This window comes from Bacillus sp. 220_BSPC (assembly GCF_001054655.1).
In the GTDB taxonomy this organism is placed as follows: Bacteria; Bacillota; Bacilli; order Bacillales; family DSM-1321; genus Peribacillus; species Peribacillus frigoritolerans.
Genome location: NZ_JVPL01000118.1, coordinates 1 through 5,331, shown reverse-complemented (window position 1 = coordinate 5,331; position 5,331 = coordinate 1). Strand labels below are relative to the sequence as shown.

Below are 5,331 nucleotides of genomic sequence, written 5' to 3'. Positions count from 1 at the left end.
CAACCAGAAATATTTTCTGGATGACCTTATAATACGAACGGGTGCGTTAGTCTAACAAGCGAACAAAAAAGTCGATTCGATTCCTTATCAATACAGGAAATCGACTTTTTTAGGTTGATATTTGCTTATTTTCGAAATGTTGGAGGTACCCCTAAAAGTAGGAATATAAAAGTAAAGAAACATAGAGTTTCTAACCCCATCTTACCCTGTTGTGCTTTAGATAAAAAGAAAGCACCCTCGAAAGGATGCTTTACTTTTCAATCTTCATCTTCATCTTCTTCATCTTCATCTTCTTCATATTCATTTGGATCGGTGGTTATGGCAATTGTTTTTTCATCGCTACGGAAATCGAATTTTAATCCCCAATTACAACTAGTTACACTAAATGTGTTGTTGTTGATAGAAAAGGCTATAATCATTTCGTTCATATCGTCTTTCTGCACTACAATATAGCTTTTTTCATTAGAGAAAACCGTATAATCAGGATGTGCTATAAGTTTCCAGCCGTCTACTAATTCTGTTTGGATAGTTTCCATGCATGCCACCTCATTTTATGTAATACCTAAATTATACAATAACATAATGCAAAAGTAATGGTTGGAAGTTCTTTGTACAGGATAAAGTACCATACGAATATCTTGTACCCCATTATCAACTCTATTTTGTAGGTGATTGGATTGTGTCTAAAAAGGCTCTACACCATTGAGATTGTGAAAGAATGTACTTAAACTAACGGGGCAGCATTCCTGTTCATTTTTTTGACTAAATTAAGAACAAATGTTCTATAATGTATTTATAGAATGAAATGGAGATGTTCTTATGTCTATAAAAGATCGAGGAAAGTTAAAATGGCAACCAGCTTTAATGCTTCCCGAATACGTTAAATTACTTAATCATGTAAATAAGGATTATTACCGTCAATTAAAGCCAATATTAGATGAGTACCAGTTAGAGGAGTTTGAGGACAAGATACACACTGCTATGGAGTTTGCTTCACCTGTAATGTTTACTGTTTGGGAAGATGGATTTGATTGGGAATATACAGGAATGATACATAGGTTAGATCCTTTGACAAAGATGATACATTTAGAGTTGGAAAATGAGAAGGGACATATTATTAGGGTGAAGTTTGAGGATATTGTTGGGGTAGAGGTAAGGGAGTGAAAAAATGACTAAAGCAAAACCAAAAAGAAAACTGTGGATTAAGAGTAGAACATTCCTAAATGAATTTACAGTAGATGAATACTTGAAAAAAGAAGTGAAGTTAATCTTAGCTAAATATACAAAATGAATAGAAATCACCAGTCTATACGATTGGTGATTTTTTATTTTCTATAATGTTACTCGTTACTATTTTCATAGATAATTTAGTGAAATGTGAATATAAGATATTTTGTTTGGAGATTATTATGTAGGACAGGAGAGTGATATTGATTGGATAAAAAGTCAAAGAAAATTAATCTTAATGATGTCGATATGACCGATGTAGAAGTTATTTCAGCGGATAATATCGATATTAATGAATATTTTAGAAGGAAGCTTTTCGAGTGTATAGCCAAAGAAGAAAGTAGGCTGTTTTTGTATAAGGAAAAGAATAAATAGTTTAATTGAAAGGACTATTCTAATGTGAAAAAGAGTAAACCAAGAAAAGAACTGCGAGGAAATGGCTATTTTGTAAATGAACCTAACTACGAATTAATGGCTAAGGCGTTTACGGAACTATACTTTAGTTTTACTAAAGGTGGATATGGAGATGTAGAATTCGACAAATTAGGCACGATAGCTTTATTTTCTGCATTGGCAAATGATGAAGAAGGGAAACAAAAGGAATTAGATAAAATGAGAGCTCACGTTAAAAGACTTAAGAATGAAAAAAGAAATAGATAAAGTCTTGTCGTGGTCATCTAGTTTACCCTCTGCATGCAGAGTACCGATAAAAAGGGAAGCAAACAAAACATAGCCCCCAAATACACCATCCATGTAGTATTTGGGGGCTACTTGACGTTTACCTTTATAGCGAATTTACTTAAAATAAGGAACCTTTTTCAAAGCCACACAAACTGGAACGGCAACGATAATTCCTAATATATTTTGAACGAGATCTCCAGGTATCGAAGCTAAAGGTGCAATCCAATTACCGTATAGAATCCCTTCACCAATATAATAAACAGCTATCATAAATGGAATTGAAACGATTGTTGCTATTACATTGAAAGCATTGCTAGTACCGTTGCGACCCTTTGACCAAGCGATTTTACCAACTATATATCCTTGCAAACCACGAGCCACAATGGTGATAGGTGCCCACAATGTCCACCCTCCAACTATATCAAATAACCCCATTCCTATCGCACCAGCAAGAGCTGCTTTTTTAGGACCAAATAAAATAGATGCAATAAAAAGCATAGCTGTTCCTAGATGAACTAACCCTCCATTTGCGGCAATTGGCAGTTTAATATTCAAAAAGAATGTAGATAGGAACACAAGAGCAATCAACATTGCGGTAATAATTAAATCCATAGTTTTTTGACTTGACCTTGAATAACTTTGTGTATTTTGCATATCTGTAAACCTTCCTAACTAGAATTTTCCTATGATTTTAGCAAAAGACTGGTGTCTATAAAAGTGTCAATTTATTAAAAAACTATGAGGTCAGTTGATAAAAATACAGATATATACGTATTGAAAAGAGAGAGGAGATGACTGTTTTTAGCTGATTTATGATAAGATAAATAAAGTTTAAAGTGGATAGGCCATATGGAGGTTATTATGAAAAAAGTTGTTGTACTACAGGATTTATCATCTTTTGGAAAATGTTCATTAACAGCTGCAATTCCGGTTCTTTCGGTCATGGGCGTGCAGGCATGCCCTTTACCAACGGCCATATTGACTGCGCAAACCGGATATCCAAGTTTTTTTTGTGAAGATTTTACATCCAAAATGAAATACTTCATAGAAGAATGGAGCAAGCTTAATGTAACCTTTGATGGAATCTATACCGGCTTCGTTACTGGTGAAGAGCAAATTAATAATATTTTCCATTTTTTAGATAAATTTTATACAAAAGAAACCATTTTACTTGTTGATCCAGTAATGGGGGATATAGGAGAAGTCTATAAACTTTTTACCGATGAATTACTGGTACTTATGAGAGAACTGGTGAAGCGTGCAGATGTCATTACACCAAATGTTACAGAGTGCTGTTTATTAACCGGATTGTCTTATGAAAAGCTGCATAGCTATTCTAACGAAGAGGACTATATTAAAGCGATAGAAGAAGCAGGGAATATGTTGCAGCAAGAAACGGGAGCTCAGGTTATCATCACTGGAATGAATCCACCGTCAGCAGATTCAGAGAAGCAGTTTATCGGAAATATGTATTTGGACGGAAGTAGAACCTTTTATAGTGCGACGCAGTATAACGGTGAAAGCTATTCAGGTACTGGTGATTTATTTGCATCTGTGATTATGGGAAGCATGATGCGTGGAGAGAACCTAGAAAAATCCGTACAGCTCGCAGTGGCATTCCTGACAGAGGCTATCAATGATTCCTCCTTGGAGCAAATTTCTAAAGTAGAAGGAGTTAACTTCGAAAAATATTTACGAATGTTATTATGAATGCTTTAAAAAATGGAAAAAATAGAGTAACAAAAGCTCGGTTTTTTGACTAACCGAGCTTTTTGTATAAATCAAATAGTACTTATATTTTGCTGAATATTGTAAAAAATCACTTAAATAATAAGGAAACTTTCTATTTACCTCACAACAGCCAGTATTTATGTTCGTTAAAGTTTGAAAATATTTAACTTCCATAGACCTTTACAAAGATTAAGAAAAAATACTTGAAGAAAAAACAATATTATCTACAATCGAGGAATTAGAAGCTCTATTTCCTGATAAGGATAGATCAGAAATTATAAAGAAAATGCGTCAATTAGGTTGCTTAGAATTAAAAAACGCAAAAATTCCATGGAGTGCAAAAACAAATAAAGAAGATAGACCGCCTTGTAAAATTACTTATGCTAATGAGTCTAATATGGAATTAATGGCTAAAGCATTCACTCACCTATATTATGAACTATTAAAAAAGGGTAAACTTAACGATAAACCTTGGCTTGAAGAGGAATGAAAAAAGCTAAGGAATATACCTCAGCTCAGTTAAGGGGAATTAATAAAGAAAGAAAAGCTAGTGATAATAATATTTTTTACAATAAATTTCCTGTTTATACAAAAGACCACCAGTAATTGCTATTGGTGGTTTTCTTCAGTTTGAACTAATTCAATTTCAAATAAATCTTCTATAGATATATCTAATGCTCTGGATATTAAAATTGTATGAGTATCCTTATGACTTTCTAATTTATCAAACCTTGAAATGTTTCCTTGAGGGATTCCTGTAAGTTCACTCAATTTAACTTGTGTCATTCCTCTGTCCTTCAATACTTTACCTAATCTTGGAGTGACCTTTACTGTAGTTTTCATTCTCATACAACCCCTTTTATTTACTTATATAATTATACTATATCCTATATCGTCTAGAATATAAAAAGATAATTTGGAAAAATTGTAATTTATTGTTGATATAATATATACTATATAGTATAGTTAACTTATCAGCAAGACGGACAACGAAAAAATCCAAACAAAAAACAGCCGAAAGGCAAAAGGGGATAAATAATATGACCACTCAAACTTTTGAGGTTAAAAAGGTATTCGTAACTGACAACCAAGAGCAATGGATTGTATTTGAAGAAGAAATGCAAGCAGGATTCCAATACAAACTTGCTACTATTGACGACCTTCACGATTATGTAGCTGGAACTGGCGAAGTGTTTACATACAACGTAGAAACATCAGAGGGTGTGGTTCAATGGCATGAAGAACAATTTCCTGAAGGCTCTCCAATTAATTATGTTTGTGAGTACCGGGTGATCAACTAATCTTATGAGAAAATGCAAGAGGATCTGCCTAAACGTAGCAGGGAAGGGGAAATTTTTAACTTTGGAATACCTGAACATGAAGTTGTATGAAAACAAGTTCTAAAAGAAAAGAGCCTAAGTAGCAGTATTTACTTAGGCTCTTGATAAGCATGCATTTCAAAAAAATATATATAACTTCTTAATTGAAAATAGAAGTTAGGAGTTAAATTTAAGAGTATTAATAGTATTTTAAGGGTCTAAAATTGATCACATACTGCTCACATTTTTGCTCACAAAACCTTTCTCAAACCTTCCTACTGATCCGCTCCACAATCTCCATCAAATCATCCGGCTTATGAAACTCAATCGGCGAAACGCCTTTATCGAACTCTATTGTATTGGATTCTATCAT

General features: G+C 33.4%; 11 protein-coding genes. 7 read left to right on the top strand and 4 right to left on the bottom strand.

Going from position 1 to position 5,331, the window contains the following annotated elements; genetic code table 11:
- Positions 1-257: 257 nt before the first annotated feature.
- The gene (locus tag ADA55_RS07710) at positions 258-536 is read right to left on the bottom strand and encodes a hypothetical protein (protein WP_048681574.1); all 279 of its coding nucleotides are present in this window, start codon (positions 534-536) and stop codon (positions 258-260) included.
- A 283-nt stretch (positions 537-819) separates the two neighbouring features.
- Between ADA55_RS07710 and ADA55_RS07705 the strand changes: the two genes are divergently transcribed.
- The 4 genes from ADA55_RS07705 (at position 820) to ADA55_RS07700 (ending at position 1,887) form a co-directional block, all read left to right on the top strand.
- Positions 820-1,164, top strand: coding sequence for a YolD-like family protein (locus ADA55_RS07705; protein WP_048681572.1), 345 nt, complete (start codon positions 820-822; stop codon positions 1,162-1,164).
- A gap of 4 nt (positions 1,165-1,168) precedes the next feature.
- Positions 1,169-1,291: a hypothetical protein gene (locus tag ADA55_RS30970; RefSeq protein ID WP_260089139.1), complete on the top strand. Its 123-nt coding sequence runs from the start codon at positions 1,169-1,171 to the stop codon at positions 1,289-1,291.
- 143 nt (positions 1,292-1,434) lie between these two features.
- Entirely contained in the window at positions 1,435-1,602 is a 168-nt protein-coding gene (locus ADA55_RS29245; RefSeq protein WP_153246107.1) for a hypothetical protein, read from the top strand.
- Between the two features lie 24 nt (positions 1,603-1,626).
- Positions 1,627-1,887 (top strand): hypothetical protein, encoded by a 261-nt coding sequence (locus ADA55_RS07700; RefSeq protein ID WP_048681568.1) that lies wholly within the window; start codon positions 1,627-1,629, stop codon positions 1,885-1,887.
- A 135-nt stretch (positions 1,888-2,022) separates the two neighbouring features.
- Here the strand turns inward: ADA55_RS07700 and ADA55_RS07695 are convergent, their stop codons facing one another.
- Positions 2,023-2,562 carry an ECF transporter S component gene (locus ADA55_RS07695; RefSeq protein ID WP_048681565.1) on the bottom strand — a complete coding sequence of 180 codons (540 nt, stop codon included), beginning with the start codon at positions 2,560-2,562 and terminating at the stop codon, positions 2,023-2,025.
- A gap of 207 nt (positions 2,563-2,769) precedes the next feature.
- On the opposite strand from ADA55_RS07695, the gene ADA55_RS07690 reads away from it, so the two are divergent.
- Both ADA55_RS07690 and ADA55_RS07685 read left to right on the top strand, forming a co-directional pair.
- Complete coding sequence (locus ADA55_RS07690) at positions 2,770-3,618, top strand: pyridoxamine kinase (RefSeq protein WP_048681561.1); 849 nt, start codon at positions 2,770-2,772, stop codon at positions 3,616-3,618.
- A 307-nt stretch (positions 3,619-3,925) separates the two neighbouring features.
- Entirely contained in the window at positions 3,926-4,129 is a 204-nt protein-coding gene (locus ADA55_RS07685) for a hypothetical protein (RefSeq protein WP_048681559.1), read from the top strand.
- 119 nt (positions 4,130-4,248) lie between these two features.
- Here the strand turns inward: ADA55_RS07685 and ADA55_RS07680 are convergent, their stop codons facing one another.
- Entirely contained in the window at positions 4,249-4,482 is a 234-nt protein-coding gene (locus tag ADA55_RS07680; protein WP_048681556.1) for a helix-turn-helix domain-containing protein, read from the bottom strand.
- Positions 4,483-4,679: 197 nt separating this feature from the next.
- Here ADA55_RS07680 and ADA55_RS07675 point away from each other — a divergent pair, with 197 nt between their 5' ends.
- The gene (locus ADA55_RS07675) at positions 4,680-4,940 is read left to right on the top strand and encodes a hypothetical protein (RefSeq protein WP_048681554.1); all 261 of its coding nucleotides are present in this window, start codon (positions 4,680-4,682) and stop codon (positions 4,938-4,940) included.
- 283 nt (positions 4,941-5,223) lie between these two features.
- Here ADA55_RS07675 and ADA55_RS29240 read toward each other — a convergent pair whose 3' ends face one another.
- Positions 5,224-5,331, bottom strand: coding sequence for a DUF3898 domain-containing protein (locus tag ADA55_RS29240; RefSeq protein WP_152908320.1), 108 nt, complete (start codon positions 5,329-5,331; stop codon positions 5,224-5,226).

Bases quoted from the DNA above. Each gene is read 5' to 3' on its own strand.
- ADA55_RS07680 (WP_048681556.1), bottom strand. From the start codon at position 4,482: ATGAAAACTACAGTAAAGGTCACTCCAAGATTAGGTAAAGTATTGAAG.
- ADA55_RS07705 (WP_048681572.1), top strand. From the start codon at position 820: ATGTCTATAAAAGATCGAGGAAAGTTAAAATGGCAACCAGCTTTAATG.
- ADA55_RS07675 (WP_048681554.1), top strand. From the start codon at position 4,680: ATGACCACTCAAACTTTTGAGGTTAAAAAGGTATTCGTAACTGACAAC.
- ADA55_RS30970 (WP_260089139.1), top strand. From the start codon at position 1,169: ATGACTAAAGCAAAACCAAAAAGAAAACTGTGGATTAAGAGTAGAACA.
- ADA55_RS07710 (WP_048681574.1), bottom strand. From the start codon at position 536: ATGGAAACTATCCAAACAGAATTAGTAGACGGCTGGAAACTTATAGCA.
- ADA55_RS29240 (WP_152908320.1), bottom strand. From the start codon at position 5,331: ATGATAGAATCCAATACAATAGAGTTCGATAAAGGCGTTTCGCCGATT.
- ADA55_RS07695 (WP_048681565.1), bottom strand. From the start codon at position 2,562: ATGCAAAATACACAAAGTTATTCAAGGTCAAGTCAAAAAACTATGGAT.
- ADA55_RS07685 (WP_048681559.1), top strand. From the start codon at position 3,926: ATGCGTCAATTAGGTTGCTTAGAATTAAAAAACGCAAAAATTCCATGG.
- ADA55_RS07690 (WP_048681561.1), top strand. From the start codon at position 2,770: ATGAAAAAAGTTGTTGTACTACAGGATTTATCATCTTTTGGAAAATGT.